The organism is Symbiopectobacterium sp. RP, assembly GCF_050472005.1.
Lineage (GTDB): Bacteria > Pseudomonadota > Gammaproteobacteria > Enterobacterales > Enterobacteriaceae > Symbiopectobacterium.
The window spans coordinates 767,712-787,502 of sequence record NZ_JBGOGS010000002.1 but is presented as its reverse complement, the minus strand read 5'-3'; the positions used below and the strand labels follow the sequence as shown (position 1 = coordinate 787,502).

Sequence of the window (19,791 nt, the reverse complement as noted above, 5' to 3'; positions counted from 1 at the left end):
GCTGCTGTACTCGTTAACGAGTATGGCAGCCCGCTATGACCCCTTTATCACATACCGATCCCGCGTTTTCCGAACACGGCAATGAAGATTGGCTTAAGTTTGTTGAGCTATTGAAGCTCTCCGTGGCGGAGGATCTGCATCACCCTCTATTGCAACTGTTGTTGACGCCGGACGAACGCATGGCGCTTGCTACACGTGTGCGCATTATTCAGGAGCTGATGAGAGGAGAGATGAGCCAGCGTGAATTGAAAAACGAATTGGGTGCCGGTATTGCTACCATCACGCGAGGATCTAACACTTTAAAAGCGGCGCCGCCCGCGCTGAAAAAGTGGCTGGACGCACAACTGCTGCCTGAGAGCAAATAGGTCTGTGGGATGTCGTAGAGGTTAAGGGGCATCGCGCCCCTTAAACGGGCTAGCTCGGCTGGCTGTAAATGGGGTTGTGGAAGGGCACCAACGCTAACAACAGTGCCTGATAGTAGACGCTGGTGCGTGTCAGTTTACCGTCGGTGAACACGCCAATCGCACCGCCCTGATGTTTAATGTCCTGAATGCCGGTCAAACGTGCCATTTCGTCTCCCAGCCCTCTTCCTTCCTTGATTCCTTGTAATATACTTTCCGGCAACACTAGGCTGGCGGAGCGTGATTCACCACGCAGATGTGGGTTTTCAATCACCATCCAGGCGAGCGTCATGCTCTCTTCAATGCCAGCTTCGACGCCGACCCAGAAATTGGCCTCGGGCCGAACTTGGCGGGCGCGCATAACGCGGTTGCGGGCTCCGGTACGCGTTTCGGTGGAACCCAAGGGCTGATGAGAAACGCCGCTGTCGACATCAACACCTTCGATGCGACAGTTTTCTTCGCCAAAGACATCCGTGAATGCGAGTGTAATAGCCTTAATTTTTGCCGGGTTGTTAGTGGCAGCGACAACATGGTACATAACGGTTCATACTCTTTTAGTTAATTTGACGCAGTATAATGGAAAAAAGCGATGTTACAGGTATATCTTGTTCGCCACGGTGAAACGGAATGGAACGTGGCTCGGCGTATTCAGGGACAATCCGACAGCCCGTTGACCGCACAAGGCGAACAGCAGGCCTATCAGGTTGCGAAGCGTGTTAAAACGCTAGGCATCACGCATATCTTTACCAGCGATTTAGGGAGGACGCGCCGCACTACCGAGATTATTACGCAGTCTTGCCACCACTGTGAAGTGGTTGAAGACCCTAATTTGCGTGAGCTGAATATGGGCGTGCTGGAAATGCGTGACATAGACACGCTCAGTCCGCAGGAGGAAACTTGGCGCAAGCAGCTGGTGGACGGTACGCCAGATGGCCGCATTCCCAAAGGAGAATCCATGGCGGAGATGGCAATGCGTATGCATCAGGTGCTCGATCGCTGTCTGGCGCTGCCGCCTGGCAGTCGTCCGCTGCTGGTCAGTCATGGTATGGCCCTCGGCTGCTTGTTAAGCACCATACTTGGGCTGCCCGCCAGCGCGGAGCGCCGTTTGCGGTTGCGTAACTGCTCGCTCTCCCGCGTCGATTATCAGCAGAGCCCGTGGTTGGCGTCCGGTTGGGTCGTGGAAACCGCCGGGGATGTTTCTCATCTTGATACCCCGGCATTGGATGAACTCCAGCGTTAACGGTGTGCGCGCTTAGCGACGGATAGGGATCAGGTATTCGCAGCGGATCACTTTCGGTGGTCCGTCTTCTTTCGTCCCATTCGGGGTAAAACGCTCTGCGTCACAGCCAGCGCGACGCGTCAGCCCGAAGGTTGGCAGACAGGTATCGTACAGGCTGATAATAAAATCCTGTAGCGCATCCGTGGGGCCTTCATAGACGAACAAAGCATACTCGCCGCCGGGGAGCGTAATTGGCTCTCCGGGGTGAACCCCTTCAGGAACGTGCTCCGGCTCCACCGCAGTGGTATAGAGCACATCATGCGCGTCTTCTTTATCCTTGCTCGGACGGGCGTGGTGCAAGCCATACAGCAAGAGGGGAATGCACTTGGCCTCGCCCAGATACTGCCGCCAGAAGTGCACGCGCATTTCCGTGCGGAAATTACAGATCTGCTCCAAAGAACAGTTGCAGTTTTGCGTGACACCCACAAGTTGCGTATCTGGCAGTGTGACAAATTCGGGCTGCGGCAGCGTAAATTCATCCAAGCGCAACGGAGGGCGAATACCGTAGGTATTCCACTCTTCGGCACGGCGGTAAGAGGCTGGCGTCTGTGCAAACTGCTTTTTAAAAGCGCGGGTGAACGTTTGCTGTGAATCGAAGCGGTATTGCAGCGCGATATCAAGGATCGGTCTGCCGGTCATACACAGTGCCATCGCGGCTTTGGTCAACCGGCGTGCACGAATGTACGCGCCGATAGCGTGCCCAGTGACATCTTTGAACATACGTTGCAGGTGCCATTTGGAGTAGCCGGCTTTTGCTGCCACGTTATCCAGCGACAGTGGCTGGTCAAGATGGTTTTCCAGCCAATTGAGCAGGTCACGTATGATACTGGCTTGATCCATAGAACATCCTCGATAGAACACACAAAGCACGAAGCGCATAGAGATCAGGCATCATAGCAACTTTTTGCTGTTGTCACCGCTTAAGGTTTTTGAATAATTTATACAAACAATCAGGTGAAATTTGCATACCTTAGCCCTATATCTAGTATAGCCAACCGACTTAAAAATGATTACAGCCAATGCCCTGATATGTGGCAAAAAAATACAGCTAATTGTTATCAAAATAATGTCTGTTGGCTATAACAGTCTCGTCAGAGGGGGAAAAGCCCCTGTAACTTGTTTCCAGACAGAGAGAAATATTGATGAAAAACGCATTAATCATGGGAGCCTGTTTCGCGTTGTTGGGCGTAGGTAGTGTCGCTAGGGCGGAACAGATTGGTTCTGTAGATACGGTTTTCAAACTGCTGGGACCAGACCATAAAATTGTGGTGGAAGCCTTTGATGATCCTGATGTTGTGAACGTTACCTGCTATTTGAGCCGTGCTAAAACCGGCGGTATCAAAGGGGGCTTAGGTTTGGCAGAAGATACCTCCGATGCTGCCATTTCCTGCCAGCAGGTTGGGCCGATTACGCTGTCGGATAAGATAAAGAAAAGTGATGATAGTGGCACGGTGGTGTTCCAAAAGCGCACGTCACTGGTGTTCAAAAAACTTCAGGTGGTTCGTTTCTATGATGAGAAACGCAACGCCCTAGTCTACCTGACGTATTCCGATCGTTTGGTCGACGGCTCGTCAAAAAACGCCTTGAGCGCGGTACCAATCATTCCCTGGGGCAAGAGCGAGTAGTGTCTTAGGGAATAATCTGTACTGATATAGAAATCTATGGTCACCCCCGTTTTTGCAACACAGATTTTGATTTATGATGGACTTGAGTAAATCTATTCGGCGTCTGGTGGGCATTAATGCCCACGCCACGATGAGTTCCGCACCTGCCGAACCTTAAAAAGGCCTCGGCTTCATAGAGCCATTTTTTATGTCAGGTTCATCAGCAGGCCGATATGCCGTCCATGTCATCAATTATCTGTCGTCGCAAAACCAGAAAGTAATCTGTTAACTCACTGAGCCAGCGATTTTTTCGGTGGCTCTTTTATTTGCTGAACGCCGCCTGATATAGTAAACCGACTTAAAAATGATTACAGCCAATGCCCTGATATGTGGCAAAAAAATACAGCCAATTGTTATCAAAATAATGTCGCTTGGCTATAGACTGTCACCGCCTAGGCTATCCGCGCAAGTTTGTTCGCCAGCGCACACGCCACCACATTCGAGTGATGGCTGACAAGCTGCTTTGTACCCACTCTGCCAGACGCCCTAGGTTGTGTTCCAGCCGCTGCATAAACACCCGCGCGCATTGCACCAGCAGCCGTCGCAGATTCTTGTCACCCCGCTTGCTGATGCCCATCAGTGTCGTCTTCCCACCCATACTGTATAGCTAAACGACTTAATTTTGATTAGATTATTTAAATGAGCTATTCAATTGATTTTAGACGTAAAGTGATATCTACACGGGAAGAAGAAGGGTTGAGTATCCGAGAAACAGCGAAGCAATTTCGGATTGGCCCTGCCTCTGTATCGCGTTGGATTAATCAAATAGCGTCAAAAGCATCGACCACGCGTCAGCGAAAGAGCGATAAATCCGAGTTGATAAAAGTGGTTTTCCACACGATACCCCACGGATTCACGGGTATTCCCCAAAAGGTCAAGAGCCTGTACACGAGATTGTGTAATTGCCTGATTTTGATATGTTCAATCCAACATCAAAAGCAGGTTACTTTATGGACAAAAAACAGTTACAGGCTCTGGCTAACGAGCTGGCCAAAAATCTCAAAACCCCTGACGATCTCAATCAGTTTGATCGCCTGCTAAAAAAGATCAGCGTTGAAGCTGCCCTTAATGCTGAAATGACCCATCACCTCGGGCATGAGAAGCACCAGTCCAAATCTGGAACTATAGCCAACCGACATTATTTTGATAACAGCCAGCTATGCTTTTTTGCCGCATATCAGGGTATCTGTTGTAATCATTTTTAAGTCGGTTGGCTATACCACCGGCGATGGTCCGCTGGAACTGCGTACACCACGTGATCGTGATGCTTCCTTTGAACCGCAACTGGTGAAGAAGAACCAGACCCGGCTCACCGGGATGGATAACCAGATTTTATCTTTGTATGCCAAAGGGATGACCACCCGCAAAATTGCCGCTGCGTTCAAAGAGCTGTATGACGCGGATGTCTCACCCGCCCTGGTATCGAAGGTCAGCGATGCCGTTATGGAGCCGGTTGTTGAATGGCAAAATCGCCCCCTGGATACGGTTTATCCCATTGTTTATCTTGACTGTATCGTTCTGAAAGTCCGGCAGGACAGCTGCGTTATCAATAAGTCTGTGTTCCTGGCGCTGGGTATCAATATCGAAGGCCAGAAAGAGCTACTGGGGATGTGGCTGGCCGAAAATGAAGGTGCAAAGTTCTGGCTGAACGTGCTGACAGAACTGAAAAACCGTGGCCTGACCGACATCCTCATTGCCTGTGTGGACGGCTTGAAAGGGTTCCCGGATGCCATCAACACGGTCTACCCGGAAGCCCGCATCCAGTTGTGCATCGTGCACATGGTGCGCAACAGTCTGCGCTTCGTTGCCTGGAAGGAGTATAAGGCGGTAACACGCGACCTCAAAGCAGTGTATCAGGCTCCAACCGAAGAGGCCGCGCTTCAGGCGCTGGAGACGTTCGGTGGGACATGGGATCACCGCTATCCGCAGATAAGCCGGAGCTGGCAGTCAAACTGGGCCAACCTGTCGACATTCTTCTCGTACCCCCAGGAACTTCGCAAGGTAATCTACACGACGAACGCTATAGAATCACTGAACAGCGTGCTCCGGCATGCAATCAAGAAACGCAAGGTGTTCCCGACTGATGACTCGGTGAAGAAGGTCGTATGGCTGGCAATCCAGGCGGCATCACAGAAATGGACGATACCCTTACAGGACTGGCGTATGGCAATGAGTCGCTTTATTATCGAGTTCGGTGACCGCCTTGACAGTCACTTCTGAGGAAAGGCATTTACACAAAATCTTAAACAGGCTCAAGGTCAACGGTGTTTTGGGCTGAAGAACGGGGGAGCCAAGGGAAGAACAAATGTTATCGGCGCTTTATTAGGCACAACGCTGTTTGCTATCGGATTATTTGATATCAATATTAACAGCGATGTTTTCTATTCCTGGGTCACACAAGTCCTTATCCCAGTACTCCCTAAAAACAGTGTAATCGTGATGGACAATGCAACTTTTCACAAAAAACATAATATTCAACAAGTCATCATCTATGGTGGAGTATTTGCCTACATATTGGCCAGATCTTAACCCAATTGAGCATAAATGGGCACAAGCAAAAAGCAAAAAAAGAGAGAGTGGTTGCGATACAGAGATTTTGTTCTCAGTCCATATGGTGTAATCAAAATTAAGTCGCTTGGCTATAGCGCCCCTATCTCAAACTCTAACCGATAGGGCGGGTTGTCATTCAACGCTAACCGAGGGCTTGTCTGAAAGTCTGACTCATATGGATGCTTTGACGGCTGATATCGCCCGCGTTGAGTCTCTTGATACCGGGAAGAAGTTAGTTCATCTCATTGACCGTGAAGGTGACTCTATCGGGCATATGCGCACATTAAGCTCCTAGGGAATATGTTGGCTTATCCGGGGAAAGGAAGGGAATCGGGCCGAGTGGGGCGGTGACACCCGTAAAATTGGTGAAATTGCAGACGATCTGCCATTTATCGCAAACGGACAGGTTGGCTGGAAAGGGAAAAAAGCCAATATGGAGATCGGGGAAACATCCGTGATCATAACGCGAACAGCAAAAGCGAAGCGGAAAGACAAGAACACCGGACGGCGAGTGAAAGTTCAGCCAGGCGTAGCTCTGACACTCAGATTAGTTGTGGTTCGCCTTACCGATACTCACGGTAAATTTATCTGTATTAGTCGCGACTAGATCTGACACTGGACCTTGAAAGGTTGAGAGTTACCGGTTTTGATATGGGTGTCTAATCCTTAAACAAAACGCGAGGTAACTCTCATGCTTCATACTAACAATCCCATTATCAAACACAAAGCCGGCCTGCTCAATCTCGCCGAAGAACTCGGTAACGTATCAAAAGCCTGTAAGAGCATGGGCGTGTCACGCGATACATTTTACCGTTATCAGGAACTGGCTGCTGAAGGCGCCATTGATGCGCTGGTTAACCAGAACCGCCGGGTTCCGAACCTGAAGAACCGCGCCGACGAAGCCACTGAACGCACGGTTGTTGATTATGCTATTGAGTTCCCGCCCCATGGGCAGCACCGGACCAGTAATGAGCTGTGTAAAAAAGGCGTGTTTATCTCCGGCAGTGGCGTGCGCTCCATCTGGCAACGACACGACCTGGAGAACTTCCGTAAACGCCTGAAGGCGCTTGAGGAAAAGGTCGCCAGAGAAGGCATTGTCCTTACCGACGCTCAAATCGCAGCCCTGGAGAAGAAGGCGCACGATGATGAGGCCTGCGGTGAAATCGAGACGGCACATCCCGGGTATCTGGGCTCACAGGACACCTTCTACGTGGGCAATCTGAAGGGGGTGGGCCGTATCTACCAGCAGACGTTCGTGGATACGTACTCGAAAGTGGCACACTGCAAGCTGTATACGAATAAAACACCGCTCACCGCCGCCGACCTGCTCAATGATCGCGTACTCCCGTTCTACGAGGCTCAGGGACTGCCGGTGCTGAGAATACTGACCGACAGGGGTACGGAGTACTGTGGTAAAGTGGAGCAGCATGATTATCAGCTTTATCTGGCTATCAACGATATCGAGCATACGAAAACGAAGGCGATGTCTCCGCAGACGAACGGCATCTGCGAGCGCTTCCATAAAACCATTTTGCAGGATTTTTATCAGGTTACGTTCCGCAAGAAGTTATATGGAGACCTGGAAAGTCTGCAGGTAGATCTGGACAACTGGTTGTGGCATTACAATAATGAGCGAACTCATCAGGGAAAAATGTGCTGCGGGCGTACGCCGATGGCCACTTTACTCGATGGAAAACGGATCTGGGCAGAAAAGAATCTGAACCAGATGTAATCTGACAGACACCTGTATAAATAATCGGTAACTGTCAGATCAGGTCTGAGCTAGTACAATTTATCGGACGCTGGACGCTGCTCACAAACGTTAGCAACGAGATCACCAGCGCGGAAGTCGCTCGCTGGTATTACTGGCGCTGGGGTATTGAATCCTTTTTTAAGCTGCTGAAAGGTGCCGGTCATGATGTAGAAAAATGCCTTCAGCGCAGTGCTGGTGCCCTGCTACGCAGGTTATTGATAGCTAGCATGGCATGTGTGCTGGTATGGCGGCTGCAACGCGCTGAAGGAGACGACAATGCGGCAGCCCGTCAGTTAATTTGCCGATTATCCGGACGACAACAAAAACGAGGGTGTAAAGAAAGCGCCCCAGCGCTGCTTGCCGGACTATCCATCCTGCTAAATACCTTGACGTTATTAGCAGACTATACCCCGGAAGAACTTGCCCACTTCGCTATGGTGGTTTTTAACCCTTTATGATGTGTAGATACCTATGCTCACAGGGTGGGGGTGACCATCTCATTAAGGCCTAAACCAGAGGGTTTCGGCCTTTTTTAGTCACTGACGGCGCGACGTTAGTCTTCCAGATCGCCGCAGAAACGGTAGCCTTCGCCATGAATGGTGGCGATGATTTCCGGCGTATCGGCTGTAGATTCGAAATGCTTACGAATGCGGCGAATCGTTACGTCCACGGTGCGGTCGTGCGGTTTCAGCTCGCGGCCGGTCATTTTCTTCAACAGTTCAGCACGGGTCTGAATCTTGCAAGGGTTTTCGCAGAAGTGCAGCATCGCACGGAACTCGCTGCGCGGCAGTTTGTACTGCTCACCCGCTGGGCTAATCAGCGAACGGCTGTTGATGTCCAGTTCCCAACCATTGAAACGGTAGCTTTCTACCAGACGACGCTCTTCGCTCACACCGCCCAAATTCATGGTACGGGACAGCAAATTACGTGCACGGATAGTCAACTCACGTGGGTTAAACGGTTTGGTGATGTAATCATCAGCACCGATTTCCAGGCCGAGGATCTTATCCACTTCGTTATCGCGCCCGGTCAGGAACATCAGCGCGACGCTAGCCTGTTCACGCAGTTCGCGTGCCAACAGCAGGCCATTTTTGCCGGGCAGATTGATGTCCATGATCACCAGATTGATATCATGTTCAGACAGGATATGGTGCATCTCAGCGCCGTCAGTGGCTTCGTGAACGACATATCCTTCAGCCTCAAAGATGCTCTTTAGGGTGTTGCGAGTTACCAACTCGTCTTCGACAATAAGAATGTGCGGGGTCTGCATGTTTGCTACCTAAAATTGCCAACTAATTATAGAATTCGGAAGTACAGAAGTCGCCATCGGTCTTTTCGTGCCCGCATGCCTAGTGCGAGATTATAGGGCTCTTACCGGAGCTTGAGGCGCAAAGAATACGCTCACTCTCGCAATGTAGACTAAAGTACGCAAATACGTTCCTAGTGCATGCCTGACACTGACAAAATTCCGCGTGAATCAGCTGCACGGGCAGCGCCAGTGCTTTCTACGTGATAACCGGCGATATCAGATGATAATCAGGCTAACTCAACTACGCCTAAAGTGGTGCATAGTTTAACCTTATTAACAGCAACATAACAGTAAGTGCCGATTTTGATCACTCACAAATCTACGGCTCCGTTGGCATATATCAAATTTCATTGTAGCACGTTAACTATTTTGTGAAAAATACTTATAAGATTGCCAGCTTAAGTCACAATCTGCCTGATTTGGATACGATTCAGCAGCGCAAGCGACCGCAACGAACACGGAACGCCATCTCGCGATGGTCATTATATAATGCATTGATATTAAAGCATATGTAATGAATTTTTTGGTTTTTATCCCTTTTCAAGCCTGACCCGCATTTTTTACCGTAAGGTGACGCTCGAATGTTTCATTTATGTTAAATCAAACGACGGAGTGGGGGACAGCGCATACCGGGTATCGCACGTTCGTCAGCCATTTTCTCTTCTTTGGAGGTTTTGTGCAGTTTTTTATTGTGCTGGTCGAGCCAGCTCGCCCAGAGAACGTGGGGGCAGCAGCCAGAGCCATGAAAACCATGGGATTTCATTCACTGCGTATTGTTGACAGTCAGGCGCACCTTGAGCTAGGTGCACACCGCGTGGCGCACGGGGCCGGTGATATTCTGGATAATGTGACCTGCTACCCTACGCTTGCTGACGCGTTGGCCGATGTGGATTTTACCGTCGCGACGACAGCACGCTCGCGAGCCAGGTTTCACTATTACTGCACGCCGACAGAGTTGCTTGGGGTGATGCAGGAGAAACAGCACTGGGTCAGTTCGGCAGCGCTGGTGTTTGGCCGTGAAGATTCTGGCCTCACCAACGACGAATTGGCGTTGGCGGATATATTGACGGGTGTGCCGATGCAGGCAGACTACCCGTCACTGAATTTAGGGCAGGCCGTCATGGTCTATTGTTACCAGTTGGCGCAGCTGATGCAGGTGCAGGCAGAGACTGCCGAAGCTGCTCAAGCCGGGCAGTTGGTGGCGCTGCGTCATCGGCTGGAAAAGCTGTTGGTGACGTTGCAGGTAGATGATGACGAGAAACTGTGTGATTGGCTACTGCAACGCATCGGGCTGTTACAGCAGCGGGATACCGCCATGCTGCATACGCTGCTGCACGATATTGAGAAGGCGCTGAAGTGAGATGAAAAAAAGAAATCCATTGACTTCATGTCGCGATTGCCTTAACTAATAGAGGATAGAAACCGATTTGTTGATCGAGAGTCCTTTACGCATGCGTCAAATCAGCCTGACCACCACCATTATTACCAGTAACGGTGCGGGCTGGCGCGTAGAAAAGAATCTGAAAAAGCCCGCACCTAAACAGTGCGGGCTTTTTTTACGGCGAAGAGCAGGCTCCGCCGACCCGGGCCGCCAGCGGCGGCAGCCAAAAGCGCACGGCGTGTTTTGGTGACTGAAACTCAGGAGAAGAGATAAAAATGCGAGTGTTGAAATTTGGCGGGACTTCTGTGGCGAATGCGGCGCGTTTTGCGCGCGTTGCCGATATCATCGAGAGCAATGCGCGTCAGGGACAGGTTGCCACCGTGCTGTCTGCCCCGGCGAAAATCACCAACCACCTGGTGGCGATGATTGATAAAACCGTTGCGAGCCAAGATATTCTGCCGCATATCAATGATGCCGAAACTATCTTTTCTTCTCTGCTAAAAGGGCTGGCAGAATCCCAGCAGGGTTTCCCGTATGAGCGCTTGTCCACGCTGGTACAACAAGAACTGGGCCAGTTGAAACAGGTTCTGCACGGCATTTCACTGTTGGGGCAATGCCCGGACAGCGTCAACGCCAGCATTATCTGCCGTGGCGAGAAACTCTCTATTGCTATCATGGAAGCGGTATTTCAGGCCCGTGGTTATAAGGTCTTGGTTATCGACCCGGTAAAACGCCTGCTGGCACAGGGGCATTATCTGGAATCTACCGTGGATATCGCGGAATCCACGCGCCGTATCGCCGAGCAAGGCATTCCTTCCGATCACGTGATTCTGATGGCTGGATTCACGGCGGGTAATGATAAAGGGGAACTGGTGGTACTGGGCCGCAACGGCTCTGATTATTCTGCCGCCGTGTTGGCCGCCTGTTTACGCGCTGACTGTTGTGAAATCTGGACTGACGTGGACGGTGTCTACACCTGCGACCCGCGTCAGGTGCCTGATGCGAGACTGCTGAAGTCGATGTCGTATCAGGAAGCGATGGAGCTCTCCTACTTCGGTGCCAAAGTACTTCACCCCCGTACCATCGCTCCCATTGCCCAGTTCCAAATTCCCTGCCTGATTAAAAATACCGAAAATCCCCAAGCGCCCGGCACTCTGATTGGTTTAGACAGCACCGATATCCAATATCCGGTAAAAGGCATCACCAACCTGAACAATATGGCGATGTTTAACGTCTCCGGCCCCGGCATGAAAGGGATGGTGGGGATGGCCACGCGCGTGTTTGCGGCGATGTCCCGTGCGGGCATCTCGGTGGTGCTGATCACGCAGTCCTCTTCCGAGTACAGCATCAGCTTCTGCGTGTCGCAAAGCGAACTGGTGCGTTCCAAGAAAACGCTGGAAGATGAATTCTATCTGGAACTGAAAGACGGTGTGCTGGAGCCGCTAGATATCACCGAGCGTCTGGCGATCATTTCCGTGGTGGGCGACGGTATGCGCACGCTGCGCGGCCTTTCTGCACGCCTGTTCTCCGCATTGGCCAGTGCCAATATCAATATCATCGCGATTGCGCAGGGTTCCTCTGAGCGCTCCATCTCTGTGGTGGTGGATAACGACGTGGCGGTGACTGGCGTGCGTGTGGCGCACCAGATGCTGTTTAATACCGATCAAATGATCGATGTGTTCGTTATCGGTGTCGGCGGCGTAGGTGGTGCCTTGCTGGAGCAAATTCACCGCCAGCAGCCGTGGCTGAAGCAGAAACATATCGATCTGCGCGTCTGTGGTATTGCCAACTCCAAAGCCTTGCTGACCAATATTAACGGCATTGCGCTGGATTCATGGCGTGAAGCGCTGAATGAGGCACGCGAACCCTTTAATCTGGGTCGTCTGATTCGTCTGGTGAAAGAGTATCATCTGCTTAACCCGGTTATCGTGGACTGTACCTCTAATCAGGCAGTGGCCGATCAGTATGCTGACTTCCTGGCCGATGGCTTCCATGTCGTCACGCCAAACAAAAAGGCTAACACCGGTTCCATGAGCTATTACCAGCAACTGCGCAGCGCTGCCGGTAAATCACGCCGTAAGTTCCTGTATGACACCAACGTTGGCGCCGGACTTCCGGTGATTGAAAACTTTCAAAACCTGTTGAATGCAGGGGATGAACTGCTGCGTTTCACCGGGATCCTCTCGGGGTCGCTCTCCTTTATCTTCGGTAAGCTGGATGAAGGGATGAGCTTGTCGCAGGCGACGTTGCAGGCGAAAGCCAATGGTTACACCGAACCCGATCCGCGTGACGATCTGTCCGGCATGGATGTGGCGCGCAAGCTGTTGATTCTGGCGCGTGAAGCGGGCTATAAGCTGGAGCTGGCTGATATCGACATAGAGTCGGTGCTGCCGCCGTCCTTTGATGCTTCAGGCGATGTCGATACCTTTATGGCGCGTTTACCCGAGTTGGATGCGCAATTCAGTGAAAAAGTGGCGCAAGCGCGGGAAGCAGGTAAAGTGTTGCGTTATGTCGGCGTGATTGAAGAAGGGCGCTGCAAAGTGCAAATTAGCGCACTGGGCGGTAACGATCCGCTGTTCAAAGTAAAAGACGGTGAGAATGCGCTAGCGTTCTGTAGCCAGTATTACCAGCCATTGCCGCTGGTGCTGCGCGGTTATGGCGCGGGTAATGATGTGACAGCGGCCGGTGTGTTTGCCGATCTGTTGCGCACGCTGTCATGGAAGTCAGGAGTATAATGATGGTTAAAATTTATGCGCCCGCGTCGATCGGCAACGTCAGCGTTGGGTTTGATGTACTGGGCGCGGCGGTTACTCCTGTTGATGGCTCACTGTTGGGCGATTGCGTGACCGTAACGGCTGCTGAGAGCTTCAGCTTACGTAATGAAGGCCGTTTTGTTGGTAAACTGCCGAGTGAACCGAAAGAGAATATTGTCTACCAGTGTTGGAAGCGGTTTTGTCAGGAAGTGGGGAAAACCATTCCTGTCGCTATGACGTTGGAAAAGAACATGCCGATCGGCTCGGGTCTGGGGTCCAGTGCTTGTTCCGTGGTTGCCGGTCTGATGGCGATGAACGAATTTTGTGGCAAACCGCTGGATGATACGCGTTTGCTGGCGCTGATGGGTGAACTGGAAGGGCGTATTTCAGGCAGCGTACACTACGATAATGTTGCGCCGTGCTTCCTGGGCGGTATTCAGCTGATGATCGAGCAAAACGGCATCATCAGTCAGCCAGTGCCTGCGTTTGACGATTGGCTGTGGGTCATGGCCTATCCGGGGATCAAAGTGTCAACGGCGGAAGCGCGTGCCATTCTGCCCGCGCAGTATCGCCGCCAGGATTGCATCAGCCATGGCCGTTATCTGGCGGGCTTTATTCACGCTTGCCACACCCGCCAGCCTGCGCTGGCGGCGGCGTTGATGCAGGATGTGATCGCCGAGCCGTACCGTACGCGCCTGCTGCCTTGGTTTGCCGAGGCGCGTCAGGCGGCAAAAGATATCGGTGCGCTGGCGTGCGGTATCTCTGGTTCTGGGCCGACGCTGTTTTCCGTGTGTGACGATATGGAAAAGGCGCAGCGTCTGGCCAGTTGGCTGCAAGATAACTATTTGCAGAACGATGAAGGGTTTGTTCATATTTGCCGTCTGGACACGACAGGCGCACGTCAATTGGGATAAGGCATGAAACTTTACAACTTAAAAGATCACAACGAGCAGGTCAGCTTCGTGCAGGCGATCAAACAGGGACTTGGACGCCAGCAAGGGCTGTTCTTCCCGCTGGAATTGCCTGAGTTCAGTTCGACGGAAATCGATGATCTGCTGGAACTGGATCTGGTTACGCGCAGCAGCCGCATTCTTTCTGCCTATCTGGGTGATGAGATTGCGCCGGAAACCGTTTATCAACGTGTTAAAGCGGCATTTACCTTCCCGGCTCCGGTTGCCACGGTCTCTGAAGACATTGCCTCTCTGGAGCTGTTCCACGGCCCGACGCTGGCGTTTAAGGATTTTGGCGGGCGCTTTATGGCGCAAATGCTGGCACAGGTCTCCAACGGAGAAAAAGTCACCATTTTGACGGCAACCTCCGGTGATACCGGTGCAGCGGTCGCGCACGCGTTTTACGGTCTGGATAACGTGCGTGTGGTGATTCTGTATCCACGCGGGAAAATCAGCCCGTTGCAGGAGAAGCTGTTCTGTACGCTGGGGGGCAACATCCATACCATCGCGATCGACAGCGATTTCGATGCGTGCCAGGCGCTAGTGAAGCAGGCGTTTGACGATGAAGCATTGAAACAGGCTATTGGCTTGAACTCAGCCAACTCCATCAATATCAGCCGCTTGCTGGCACAAATCTGCTATTACTTTGAAGCCGTGGCGCAGTTGCCTGCTGCCGCACGTCAGCAACTGGTGGTGTCGGTGCCGAGTGGCAACTTCGGTGATTTGACCGCCGGTCTGTTGGCAAAATCCCTCGGCTTACCGATCAAGCGCTTTATCGCTGCCACCAATGCCAATGACACCGTGCCACGTTATCTCAGCAACGGCGAATGGGCGCCTAACTCGACAGTAGCAACACTGTCTAACGCCATGGATGTCAGCCAGCCGAACAACTGGCCGCGCGTCGAGGAACTGTTCCGTCGTAAAAACTGGGCGCTGCCAACGCTGGGATTTGGTGCGGTGAGTGATGACGTGACCAAAGCGACCATGCATGAACTGGAAGCGTTGGGCTATACCTCTGAACCCCATGCGACCATCGCTTATCGTCTGCTGCGCGACCAACTTCAGCCGGGCGAGTTCGGTTTGTTCCTGGGGACGGCGCATCCTGCGAAATTCAAAGAGAGCGTAGAAGCCATTCTGGGGAAACCCCTGGATCTGCCGGAAGCGCTGGCGCAGCGTGCAGATCTGGAATTGCTCTCGCACAACTTTGCACCCGATTTCGCGCAGCTGCGTCAGTTCCTGATGGCGTTGCTGGAATAACCCCTGTTGTTATAAGCGTTGTTGTTATAACCGTCGATGTTCATCGTTCCCCGCGCCGTGCGGGGAACGGTAACCTTCACTGCACGTGGCGCTTAAAGACAAGCTCGTTCTGGGTCGCGCCATATTCCGCAAAGAAGTAACCTTCCAGATTGAAATCTCGCAGCTGCTCAACCTGCGTCAGCCGGTTTTTGATAATAAAACGGCTCATCAAACCGCGCGCCTTTTTGGCGTAGAAGCTGATCACCTTGAACTTGCCGTTTTTCTCATCCAGAAACACCGGTTTTATCAGCGTAGCGTTGAGCTTTTTGACATTGACGGATTTGAAGTATTCATCAGACGCTAGGTTGACGAGAATATCATCCCCCTGCACCTGTAGCGCCTGATTGAGGTGCTGCGTGATGGTATCACCCCAGAAGTGATAAAGATCTTTGCCAGCCTTGTTCTCCAGCCGCGTGCCCATTTCCAGACGATAGGGTTGCATCAGATCCAGCGGACGTAGTACGCCATACAGCCCGGATAACATGCGCAGATGCTGCTGGGCAAAATCGAAATCCGCCTCGCTGAAATCTTCTGCGGCAAGCCCGGTATACACGTCGCCTTTGAAGGCCAACAGGGCTTGGCGTGCATTGTCGGGGGTAAAATGGGGCTGCCATTCGCTAAAACGTCCCGCGTTGAGATCCGCCAGTTTGTCACTGATGCCCATCAACGAGGCGATCTGTGCCGGTGTGAGCCGTTTACACTGGGCGATCAGTTCGCTGGCGTGGTTCAGCAACGCGGGTTGCGTGTAACGCTCGGTGGCTAACGGGCTGGTGTAATCCAGCGTTTTCGCTGGCGAAATGGTGATCAACATGGCATGGCTCCCCTGTTTTTGTTGCAAGTATAGCCAACCGACATTATTTTGATAACAGCCAGCTATGCTTTTTTGCCGCATATCAGGGTATCTGTTGTAATCATTTTTAAGTCGGTTGGCTATACTGTAGCAAAAAACACGGAAAAAAGGGGCGATGGCTGCAACAGGAAAAGGCTGTCTTGCGCGGGGGGCGGTGCGTGTTATTATTGAAACATAAGTAATTTATAAGTGCGAAACACAAGACGACGTTCATATACCCACAACGAGATATGCCAACATGACGGATAAACTGACTTCCTTACGCCAATTGACCACGGTCGTGGCTGATACCGGTGATATCGCCGCGATGAAGCTCTACAAACCGCAGGATGCTACCACCAACCCTTCCCTAATTCTGAACGCGGCGCAAATTCCTGAATACCGCTCTTTGATTGAAGACGCGGTGAAATGGGCGCGTGAGCAGAGCAGCAAACGGGAACAGCAGCTTGTCGATGCCACGGACAAACTGGCCGTCAATATTGGTCTGGAAATCCTGAAACTGCTCCCTGGACGTATCTCCACGGAAGTGGATGCACGCCTCTCTTATGACACTGAAGCGAGCGTTGCCAAAGCTAAGCATTTAATTAAGCTCTATAACGATGCAGGCATCAGTAACGATCGCATCCTGATTAAGCTGGCTTCAACCTGGCAGGGCATCCGTGCCGCCGAGCAGCTGGAAAAAGAAGGCATCAGCTGTAACCTGACACTGCTGTTCTCTTTTGCACAAGCGCGTGCCTGTGCGGAAGCCGGTGTCTTCCTGATCTCTCCGTTTGTGGGCCGTATTCTGGATTGGTACAAGGCCAACACGTATAAGAAAGAGTATGCGCCGCAGGAAGATCCGGGCGTTATCTCCGTTACTGAAATCTATGAGTACTACAAAGCGCACGGTTACGAGACCGTGGTGATGGGCGCCAGCTTCCGTAACAGCGGCGAAATTCTAGAGCTAGCGGGCTGCGATCGCCTGACCATTGCGCCAGCATTGCTGAAAGAATTGTCGGAATCCACCGGCGATGTGCCGCGCAAACTGGCTTATAGCGGTGAGATCAAAGCGCGTCCGGCGAAAATGACTGAAGCCGAGTTTTACTGGCAGCACAATCAGGACCCGATGGCCGTTGATAAACTGGCAGACGGTATCCGCAAGTTTGCTATCGATCAGGGCAAACTGGAAAAAATGATTGAAGGTCTGTTGTAATTAACGCAGAAGGCCGGGTTTTCTCCGGGGGGGTCGCCTTTCCCCTTCGTCATCCTCGGCGAAAGCCGGGGATCTCTGCCAGAAGAAACGCATGTAATCTGTAGGAGATTCCTGCCTGCGTGGGAATGACGGTGAGCGTAGGTCAGTTTGGCAGTAACCTCAAAGGCCGGGTTTCCCCGGCCTAATGAGCATAGGTATCTACACATCTTTTGCAATATCTGCTATTACGTTGCTGCATGATCTCAACTTATCCATCGGCGGGATTGATGCCCGCCTTAACCGGCGTTATCAGCGTCTGGTTAACCAACACATGACTCCCCCAGCACCATTGGCGTCAGCCGTTAAAGACCTTGCCTGCGCGCAGAAAACAACATTCGCCACTACTCAGGCCGTTTGGCGTTTTTTTAATAATGAACGTATTAGCTTCACTCAGCTCAATGAACCGATTATTTCGCTGGCTCTCCGGCATCTTGCACTTAGCCCGCATCCATACGCTCTCGTCGTTCACGACTGGTCTCATTTACAGTTTCGTACCCACAATGGGAAAGAAGAACGTTTGAAAATGACGCATGGTGGCGACGTCGGTTATGAACTACAAACCAGCCTACTGCTTGATGCTGCAAATGGTTTACCAACATAGCCAAACGACTTAAAAATGATTACAGCCAATGCCCTGATATATGGCAAAAAAATACAGCTAATTGTTATCAAAATAATGTCGCTTGGCTATAGCAGCGCTAGAATCAGAATTAAATCAGTCAATCAAAGCTGATGATACTGCACAGTGAATTATGACAATTTCAGAGGTCGGGTCGATTACTGCCAGCTTACTTTCATCACAGCTCGGCGATGGAAAACAATTTTCATGTAGCAGGGATTTTGCGGCTTCCACAGGGCTTGTACCGCGACAATACAGCACAGGAGGCAAACCGACTCTGCTGGGGATAAGCAAACGAGGTGATAAAAATTTACGCAAACTTCTGGTTCAATGTGCCCGCTCATTCATGATGCGACTTGAACATCAGCAGGGCAGGCTTGCTGAATGGGTTCGGGGGCAACTCGATAACAAACATTCAAATATTGTCGCCTGTGCTCTGGCAAACAAACTGGCGTGAATAGCTTGGTCAATTACAACTAATCACAATGAATATCAGGCCTGATGTTATAGCCAAGCGACATTATTTTGATAACAATTAGCTGTATTTTTTTGCCACATATCAGGGCATTGGCTGTAATCATTTTTAAGTCGGTTGACTATATATAGAACTACATCAACACACTGATTATTAAGTAATTAAACAGCAGTTACCAATCTGGTTTTGCGAAGACTGATTATTGATGACATGAACGGCATATCGGCCTGCTGAAAAACCTGATGGGCTTTGTTGAATAAATAGAACTTTTGGGTAATCATCGGAGCAGATCAACACAGTTGTTTCAAAATCAGGTCTCCATGGCAAAACAAAATTTTAAAATCACCAGCTGGCCCTCTTATAACAAGGCCCTCAAGCAGTGCGGTTCTCTAACCGTATGGCTAGATGAATCAGCCATTGCTGCATGGACGGAAAAAAACACTACTGAACGGCGTGGACGACCGCTCCACTACTCAGATATGGCCATCACCACAGTCCTGATGATGAAACGCGTGTTTGGCCTTTCATTGAGGGCTTTACAGGGCTTTGGTGACTCGATTTTTAAACTGATTAAATTGTCGCTCCATTGTCCAGACTATTCGCTGCTCAGCAAGCGAGCAAAGACAGTGAACATCAGCATAAAAACGCCAACCCGTGGTGAAATCTCACATCTGGTCATTGATGGAACCGGCCTGAAGGTCTTTGGCGAAGGTGAATGGAAAGTCCGGCAGCATGGTGCCGACAGACGCAGGGTATGGCGTAAGCTGCACCTGGCAGTAGACAGTGTGACGCATGAGATTATCTATGCGGATTTGTCGCTCAGTGGTACGACTGATGCCCAAGCTCTACCGGCGCTGATAAAGCAGACCCACCGGAAAATCAGAGAGGCATCGGCTGACGGCGCTTACGATACAGTTTACTGCTATGATGCTCTGCTGAGGAAGAAAATAAGGCCGCTTATCCCGCCACGAAGGGGGGCGCAATATTGGCAAGATCGCTACCACGAGCGTAACCCCGCTGTTGCAAATCAGCGCATTAGCGGTAGTAACGCTATCTGGAAAAAGAAAGTGGGCTATCACCGGCGCTCAGTGGCTGAAACGACCATGTTCCGGTTCAAAAGGCTTCTGGGTGGTCATCTAAGTCTGAGAGACTACGATGCTCAGGTGGGTGAAGCCATGGCCATGGTCAAAGCGCTTAACCTGATCACACTATTAGGAATGCCGAACAGTATTCGCATCACGTAACAATCGACCCGTATGGGGCGCAGTCGTTACAAGTTC

The 19,791-nt window shown here is 51.3% G+C and carries 23 protein-coding genes, 4 pseudogenes and 1 other annotated feature; of the genes and pseudogenes, 22 read left to right on the top strand and 5 right to left on the bottom strand.

What is annotated here, in order from left to right; translation table 11 throughout:
• Positions 1-35 precede the first annotated feature (35 nt).
• Entirely contained in the window at positions 36-365 is a 330-nt protein-coding gene (gene trpR, locus ACD630_RS22625) for a trp operon repressor (protein WP_430360717.1), read from the top strand.
• 49 nt (positions 366-414) lie between these two features.
• Here the strand turns inward: trpR and yjjX are convergent, their stop codons facing one another.
• On the bottom strand, positions 415-939 hold the full coding sequence (yjjX, locus tag ACD630_RS22620; RefSeq protein ID WP_430360716.1) for an inosine/xanthosine triphosphatase: 525 nt from the start codon (positions 937-939) through the stop codon (positions 415-417).
• Between the two features lie 51 nt (positions 940-990).
• On the opposite strand from yjjX, the gene gpmB reads away from it, so the two are divergent.
• A complete protein-coding gene (gene gpmB / locus ACD630_RS22615; protein WP_430360715.1) occupies positions 991-1,641 on the top strand; it encodes a 2,3-diphosphoglycerate-dependent phosphoglycerate mutase GpmB in 651 nt (216 codons plus the stop codon).
• 12 nt (positions 1,642-1,653) lie between these two features.
• Here gpmB and robA read toward each other — a convergent pair whose 3' ends face one another.
• The gene (gene robA / locus ACD630_RS22610) at positions 1,654-2,520 is read right to left on the bottom strand and encodes an MDR efflux pump AcrAB transcriptional activator RobA (protein ID WP_430360714.1); all 867 of its coding nucleotides are present in this window, start codon (positions 2,518-2,520) and stop codon (positions 1,654-1,656) included.
• A 166-nt stretch (positions 2,521-2,686) separates the two neighbouring features.
• On the opposite strand from robA, the gene ACD630_RS22605 reads away from it, so the two are divergent.
• Positions 2,687-2,875, top strand: coding sequence for a hypothetical protein (locus ACD630_RS22605; protein WP_430360713.1), 189 nt, complete (start codon positions 2,687-2,689; stop codon positions 2,873-2,875).
• Positions 2,823-3,305, top strand: a complete 483-nt coding sequence (gene creA, locus ACD630_RS22600) for a protein CreA (RefSeq protein ID WP_430360712.1) — start codon at positions 2,823-2,825, stop codon at positions 3,303-3,305. Before ACD630_RS22605 ends, creA begins: the two co-directional genes overlap by 53 nt.
• Before the next feature lie 431 nt (positions 3,306-3,736).
• On the opposite strand, the pseudogene ACD630_RS22595 reads toward creA, so the two are convergent.
• Positions 3,737-3,948: pseudogene (locus ACD630_RS22595) on the bottom strand (transposase); the annotation flags it as partial.
• 35 nt (positions 3,949-3,983) lie between these two features.
• Here ACD630_RS22595 and ACD630_RS22590 point away from each other — a divergent pair.
• From ACD630_RS22590 to ACD630_RS22555, 8 genes and pseudogenes are all read left to right on the top strand, one after another.
• A complete protein-coding gene (locus tag ACD630_RS22590) occupies positions 3,984-4,385 on the top strand; it encodes an IS630 transposase-related protein (protein WP_430360711.1) in 402 nt (133 codons plus the stop codon).
• Positions 4,346-5,564: pseudogene (locus ACD630_RS22585) on the top strand (IS256 family transposase); the annotation flags it as partial. The gene ACD630_RS22590 and the pseudogene ACD630_RS22585, both read left to right, overlap by 40 nt.
• Positions 5,565-5,618: 54 nt before the next feature.
• Positions 5,619-5,771: pseudogene (locus ACD630_RS22580) on the top strand (hypothetical protein); the annotation flags it as partial.
• Between the two features lie 117 nt (positions 5,772-5,888).
• Entirely contained in the window at positions 5,889-6,017 is a 129-nt protein-coding gene (locus ACD630_RS22575) for a hypothetical protein (RefSeq protein WP_430360710.1), read from the top strand.
• Positions 5,980-6,189, top strand: coding sequence for a hypothetical protein (locus ACD630_RS22570; protein ID WP_430360709.1), 210 nt, complete (start codon positions 5,980-5,982; stop codon positions 6,187-6,189). Before ACD630_RS22575 ends, ACD630_RS22570 begins: the two co-directional genes overlap by 38 nt.
• 138 nt (positions 6,190-6,327) lie before the next feature.
• Entirely contained in the window at positions 6,328-6,501 is a 174-nt protein-coding gene (locus ACD630_RS22565) for a hypothetical protein (RefSeq protein ID WP_430359790.1), read from the top strand.
• An 84-nt stretch (positions 6,502-6,585) separates the two neighbouring features.
• On the top strand, positions 6,586-7,626 hold the full coding sequence (locus ACD630_RS22560) for an IS481 family transposase (protein ID WP_430360708.1): 1,041 nt from the start codon (positions 6,586-6,588) through the stop codon (positions 7,624-7,626).
• Between the two features lie 248 nt (positions 7,627-7,874).
• The gene (locus tag ACD630_RS22555) at positions 7,875-8,105 is read left to right on the top strand and encodes a hypothetical protein (protein WP_430360707.1); all 231 of its coding nucleotides are present in this window, start codon (positions 7,875-7,877) and stop codon (positions 8,103-8,105) included.
• A 95-nt stretch (positions 8,106-8,200) separates the two neighbouring features.
• Here the strand turns inward: ACD630_RS22555 and arcA are convergent, their stop codons facing one another.
• Positions 8,201-8,917 (bottom strand): two-component system response regulator ArcA, encoded by a 717-nt coding sequence (gene arcA, locus ACD630_RS22550; protein ID WP_430360706.1) that lies wholly within the window; start codon positions 8,915-8,917, stop codon positions 8,201-8,203.
• A 715-nt stretch (positions 8,918-9,632) separates the two neighbouring features.
• Here arcA and ACD630_RS22545 point away from each other — a divergent pair.
• The 5 genes from ACD630_RS22545 to thrC all read left to right on the top strand — a co-directional run bounded on the left by ACD630_RS22545 (position 9,633) and on the right by thrC (position 15,297).
• Positions 9,633-10,316 (top strand): tRNA/rRNA methyltransferase, encoded by a 684-nt coding sequence (locus ACD630_RS22545; protein WP_430360705.1) that lies wholly within the window; start codon positions 9,633-9,635, stop codon positions 10,314-10,316.
• A gap of 91 nt (positions 10,317-10,407) precedes the next feature.
• Positions 10,408-10,587, top strand: a complete 180-nt coding sequence (locus ACD630_RS22540; RefSeq protein WP_430360704.1) for a hypothetical protein — start codon at positions 10,408-10,410, stop codon at positions 10,585-10,587.
• Positions 10,415-10,516, top strand: a sequence feature (Thr leader region). It overlaps the preceding gene by 102 nt.
• A 25-nt stretch (positions 10,588-10,612) precedes the next feature.
• Positions 10,613-13,072: a bifunctional aspartate kinase/homoserine dehydrogenase I gene (gene thrA / locus ACD630_RS22535; RefSeq protein WP_430360703.1), complete on the top strand. Its 2,460-nt coding sequence runs from the start codon at positions 10,613-10,615 to the stop codon at positions 13,070-13,072.
• Positions 13,073-13,074: 2 nt separating this feature from the next.
• Positions 13,075-14,004, top strand: coding sequence for a homoserine kinase (gene thrB / locus ACD630_RS22530; RefSeq protein WP_430361249.1), 930 nt, complete (start codon positions 13,075-13,077; stop codon positions 14,002-14,004).
• A gap of 3 nt (positions 14,005-14,007) precedes the next feature.
• Entirely contained in the window at positions 14,008-15,297 is a 1,290-nt protein-coding gene (gene thrC, locus ACD630_RS22525; RefSeq protein ID WP_430360702.1) for a threonine synthase, read from the top strand.
• Between the two features lie 76 nt (positions 15,298-15,373).
• Here thrC and yaaA read toward each other — a convergent pair whose 3' ends face one another.
• Complete coding sequence (yaaA, locus tag ACD630_RS22520; protein WP_430360701.1) at positions 15,374-16,147, bottom strand: peroxide stress protein YaaA; 774 nt, start codon at positions 16,145-16,147, stop codon at positions 15,374-15,376.
• A 48-nt stretch (positions 16,148-16,195) separates the two neighbouring features.
• Between yaaA and ACD630_RS22515 the strand changes: the two genes are divergently transcribed.
• The 5 genes and pseudogenes from ACD630_RS22515 to ACD630_RS22495 all read left to right on the top strand — a co-directional run bounded on the left by ACD630_RS22515 (position 16,196) and on the right by ACD630_RS22495 (position 19,755).
• The gene (locus ACD630_RS22515; RefSeq protein WP_430360700.1) at positions 16,196-16,357 is read left to right on the top strand and encodes a hypothetical protein; all 162 of its coding nucleotides are present in this window, start codon (positions 16,196-16,198) and stop codon (positions 16,355-16,357) included.
• A 67-nt stretch (positions 16,358-16,424) separates the two neighbouring features.
• Complete coding sequence (tal, locus tag ACD630_RS22510; RefSeq protein ID WP_430360699.1) at positions 16,425-17,378, top strand: transaldolase; 954 nt, start codon at positions 16,425-16,427, stop codon at positions 17,376-17,378.
• A 229-nt stretch (positions 17,379-17,607) separates the two neighbouring features.
• Complete coding sequence (locus ACD630_RS22505) at positions 17,608-18,018, top strand: hypothetical protein (protein WP_430360698.1); 411 nt, start codon at positions 17,608-17,610, stop codon at positions 18,016-18,018.
• Positions 18,019-18,106: 88 nt separating this feature from the next.
• Positions 18,107-18,493: pseudogene (locus ACD630_RS22500) on the top strand (transposase); the annotation flags it as partial.
• A gap of 338 nt (positions 18,494-18,831) precedes the next feature.
• Positions 18,832-19,755 (top strand): IS5 family transposase, encoded by a 924-nt coding sequence (locus ACD630_RS22495; protein WP_430360697.1) that lies wholly within the window; start codon positions 18,832-18,834, stop codon positions 19,753-19,755.
• Positions 19,756-19,791 lie beyond the last annotated feature (36 nt).

Coding starts and splice junctions, on each gene's coding strand:
- ACD630_RS22575 (WP_430360710.1), top strand. CDS start 5,889: ATGGGCACAAGCAAAAAGCAAAAAAAGAGAGAGTGGTTGCGATACAGA.
- ACD630_RS22605 (WP_430360713.1), top strand. CDS start 2,687: ATGATTACAGCCAATGCCCTGATATGTGGCAAAAAAATACAGCTAATT.
- arcA (WP_430360706.1), bottom strand. CDS start 8,917: ATGCAGACCCCGCACATTCTTATTGTCGAAGACGAGTTGGTAACTCGC.
- yaaA (WP_430360701.1), bottom strand. CDS start 16,147: ATGTTGATCACCATTTCGCCAGCGAAAACGCTGGATTACACCAGCCCG.
- thrC (WP_430360702.1), top strand. CDS start 14,008: ATGAAACTTTACAACTTAAAAGATCACAACGAGCAGGTCAGCTTCGTG.
- trpR (WP_430360717.1), top strand. CDS start 36: ATGACCCCTTTATCACATACCGATCCCGCGTTTTCCGAACACGGCAAT.
- thrB (WP_430361249.1), top strand. CDS start 13,075: ATGGTTAAAATTTATGCGCCCGCGTCGATCGGCAACGTCAGCGTTGGG.
- ACD630_RS22540 (WP_430360704.1), top strand. CDS start 10,408: ATGCGTCAAATCAGCCTGACCACCACCATTATTACCAGTAACGGTGCG.
- ACD630_RS22565 (WP_430359790.1), top strand. CDS start 6,328: ATGGAGATCGGGGAAACATCCGTGATCATAACGCGAACAGCAAAAGCG.
- robA (WP_430360714.1), bottom strand. CDS start 2,520: ATGGATCAAGCCAGTATCATACGTGACCTGCTCAATTGGCTGGAAAAC.
- creA (WP_430360712.1), top strand. CDS start 2,823: ATGAAAAACGCATTAATCATGGGAGCCTGTTTCGCGTTGTTGGGCGTA.
- gpmB (WP_430360715.1), top strand. CDS start 991: ATGTTACAGGTATATCTTGTTCGCCACGGTGAAACGGAATGGAACGTG.
- ACD630_RS22495 (WP_430360697.1), top strand. CDS start 18,832: ATGGCAAAACAAAATTTTAAAATCACCAGCTGGCCCTCTTATAACAAG.
- yjjX (WP_430360716.1), bottom strand. CDS start 939: ATGTACCATGTTGTCGCTGCCACTAACAACCCGGCAAAAATTAAGGCT.
- ACD630_RS22590 (WP_430360711.1), top strand. CDS start 3,984: ATGAGCTATTCAATTGATTTTAGACGTAAAGTGATATCTACACGGGAA.
- ACD630_RS22555 (WP_430360707.1), top strand. CDS start 7,875: ATGGCATGTGTGCTGGTATGGCGGCTGCAACGCGCTGAAGGAGACGAC.
- ACD630_RS22560 (WP_430360708.1), top strand. CDS start 6,586: ATGCTTCATACTAACAATCCCATTATCAAACACAAAGCCGGCCTGCTC.
- tal (WP_430360699.1), top strand. CDS start 16,425: ATGACGGATAAACTGACTTCCTTACGCCAATTGACCACGGTCGTGGCT.
- thrA (WP_430360703.1), top strand. CDS start 10,613: ATGCGAGTGTTGAAATTTGGCGGGACTTCTGTGGCGAATGCGGCGCGT.